The following is a 2500-nucleotide window of genomic DNA, read 5'->3' as shown; positions in this document are numbered from 1 at the left end:
CTAAGGCCCCAAACAAGTATCGGGAAGACAGGATTTGAACCTGCGACCCCCTGGTCCCAAACCAGGTGCTCTACCAAGCTGAGCCACTTCCCGAAAGAAAACGCGCCCGAGAGGAGTCGAACCCCTAACCTCTTGATCCGTAGTCAAACGCTCTATCCAATTGAGCTACGGGCGCATATGGTGCCGAGGGCGGGGGTCGAACCCGCACGGTGGTCACCCACCGCAGGATTTTAAGTCCTGTGCGTCTGCCTGTTCCGCCACCCCGGCATGTCATATTGAAAATTGGAGCGGAAGACGGGATTCGAACCCGCGACCCCAACCTTGGCAAGGTTGTATTCTACCACTGAACTACTTCCGCAAGACATGTATGAGTTATTTAATTAAAAGTGCGGGTGAAGGGAGTCGAACCCCCACGCCAAAGGCGCCAGATCCTAAGTCTGGTGCGTCTGCCAATTCCGCCACACCCGCATATTAATTTATTTAAGAAAAATGGGGCGACTGATGGGAATCGAACCCACGAATGCCGGAGCCACAATCCGGTGCGTTAACCACTTCGCCACAACCGCCATGATTTCTGGTGCCGACTAGAGGACTTGAACCCCCAACCTACTGATTACAAGTCAGTTGCTCTACCAATTGAGCTAAGTCGGCTAAATGGTGGAGGATGACGGGATCGAACCGCCGACCCCCTGCTTGTAAGGCAGGTGCTCTCCCAGCTGAGCTAATCCTCCGGATTGCCTGGCAACGTCCTACTCTCACAGGGACAAGGTCCCAACTACCATCGGCGCTAGAGAGCTTAACTTCCGTGTTCGGTATGGGAACGGGTGTGGCCTCTCTGCCATCATTACCAGACTGTATTCATTTAAGACAAGAATCATTGTAACTCATTTAACTTTTAAAGTCAACAAGTTTTTTATATTCTTTCAAAACTAGATAACATTGCTACATATTATATGGTTAAGTCCTCGATCTATTAGTATTCGTCAGCTCCACATGTCACCATGCTTCCACCTCGAACCTATCAACCTGATCATCTTTCAGGGATCTTACTAGCTTACGCTATGGGAAATCTCATCTTGAGGGGGGCTTCATGCTTAGATGCTTTCAGCACTTATCCCTTCCGCACATAGCTACCCAGCTATGCCCTTGGCAGAACAACTGGTACACCAGCGGTGCGTCCATCCCGGTCCTCTCGTACTAAGGACAGCTCCTCTCAAATTTCCTACGCCCACGACGGATAGGGACCGAACTGTCTCACGACGTTCTGAACCCAGCTCGCGTACCGCTTTAATGGGCGAACAGCCCAACCCTTGGGACCGACTACAGCCCCAGGATGCGATGAGCCGACATCGAGGTGCCAAACCTCCCCGTCGATGTGGACTCTTGGGGGAGATAAGCCTGTTATCCCCGGGGTAGCTTTTATCCGTTGAGCGATGGCCCTTCCATGCGGAACCACCGGATCACTAAGCCCGACTTTCGTCCCTGCTCGACTTGTAGGTCTCGCAGTCAAGCTCCCTTATGCCTTTGCACTCTACGAATGATTTCCAACCATTCTGAGGGAACCTTTGGGCGCCTCCGTTACACTTTAGGAGGCGACCGCCCCAGTCAAACTGCCCACCTGACACTGTCTCCCGGGTCGATAAGACCCGTAGGTTAGAATTTCAATACAGTCAGGGCGGTATCCCACCAGCGCCTCCACCGAAGCTAGCGCTCCGGTTTCAATGGCTCCCGCCTATCCTGTACAAACTGTACCAAAATTCAATATCAGGCTACAGTAAAGCTCCACGGGGTCTTTCCGTCCTGTCGCGGGTAACCTGCATCTTCACAGGTACTATAATTTCACCGAGTCTCTGGTTGAGACAGTGCCCAAATCGTTACACCTTTCGTGCGGGTCGGAACTTACCCGACAAGGAATTTCGCTACCTTAGGACCGTTATAGTTACGGCCGCCGTTTACTGGGGCTTCAGTTCAGAGCTTCGCTTACGCTAACCCCTCTCCTTAACCTTCCAGCACCGGGCAGGTGTCACCCCCTATACTTCGCCTTACGGCTTCGCAGAGAGCTGTGTTTTTGCTAAACAGTCGCTTGGGCCTATTCACTGCGGCTTTCCGTTAAGAAAGCACCCCTTCTCCCGAAGTTACGGGGTCATTTTGCCGAGTTCCTTAACCAGAGTTCTCTCGCACACCTTAGGATTCTCTCCTCGCCTACCTGTGTCGGTTTGCGGTACAGGCACCTTTTATCTCGCTAGAAGCTTTTCTTGGCAGCGGGGAATCAAAGACTTCGCTCCATAAGGAGCTTCCCCATCACAGCTCAGCCTTTACGATAAGCGGATTTGCCTACTTATCAGCCTAACTGCTTGGACGTGCACAACCAATCGCACGCTTCTTCTATCCTTCTGCGTCCCTCCATTGCTCAAACGATAAAGAGGTGGTACAGGAATATCAACCTGTTGTCCATCGCCTACGCCTGTCGGCCTCGGCTTAGGTCCTGACTAACCCTGAG

The 2500-nt window shown here is 52.2% G+C and carries 9 tRNA genes and 2 rRNA genes (2 of these 11 cut by a window edge); all 11 read right to left on the bottom strand.

The features are described from left to right. Positions 1–10 (bottom strand) — tRNA-Ala (locus V7S45_RS00490); it reaches 66 nt to the left of the window's first position. A 9-nt stretch (positions 11–19) separates the two neighbouring features. Continuing rightward, a tRNA-Pro gene (locus tag V7S45_RS00485) sits at positions 20–93 on the bottom strand. An 8-nt stretch (positions 94–101) separates the two neighbouring features. After that, positions 102–175: transfer RNA gene (locus tag V7S45_RS00480), tRNA-Arg, on the bottom strand. 3 nt (positions 176–178) lie between these two features. Next, a tRNA-Leu gene (locus V7S45_RS00475) sits at positions 179–267 on the bottom strand. Between the two features lie 16 nt (positions 268–283). Further along, positions 284–358: transfer RNA gene (locus V7S45_RS00470), tRNA-Gly, on the bottom strand. 29 nt (positions 359–387) lie between these two features. Continuing rightward, positions 388–468 (bottom strand) — tRNA-Leu (locus tag V7S45_RS00465). A gap of 22 nt (positions 469–490) precedes the next feature. After that, positions 491–566: transfer RNA gene (locus tag V7S45_RS00460), tRNA-His, on the bottom strand. Between the two features lie 9 nt (positions 567–575). Further along, positions 576–651 (bottom strand) — tRNA-Thr (locus V7S45_RS00455). Between the two features lie 4 nt (positions 652–655). Continuing rightward, positions 656–731: transfer RNA gene (locus V7S45_RS00450), tRNA-Val, on the bottom strand. A 5-nt stretch (positions 732–736) separates the two neighbouring features. Further along, a 5S ribosomal RNA gene (gene rrf / locus V7S45_RS00445) occupies positions 737–852 on the bottom strand. 101 nt (positions 853–953) lie between these two features. Next, positions 954–2500, bottom strand: a 23S ribosomal RNA gene (locus V7S45_RS00440) (it continues 1375 nt past the right edge of the window).

This window comes from Bacillus sp. BR3(2024) (assembly GCF_039134555.1).
Lineage (GTDB): Bacteria > Bacillota > Bacilli > Bacillales > Bacillaceae_G > Bacillus_A > Bacillus_A cereus.
The sequence above is the reverse complement of the archived record's forward strand: the minus strand, read 5'-3'. Positions and strand labels throughout refer to the sequence as shown.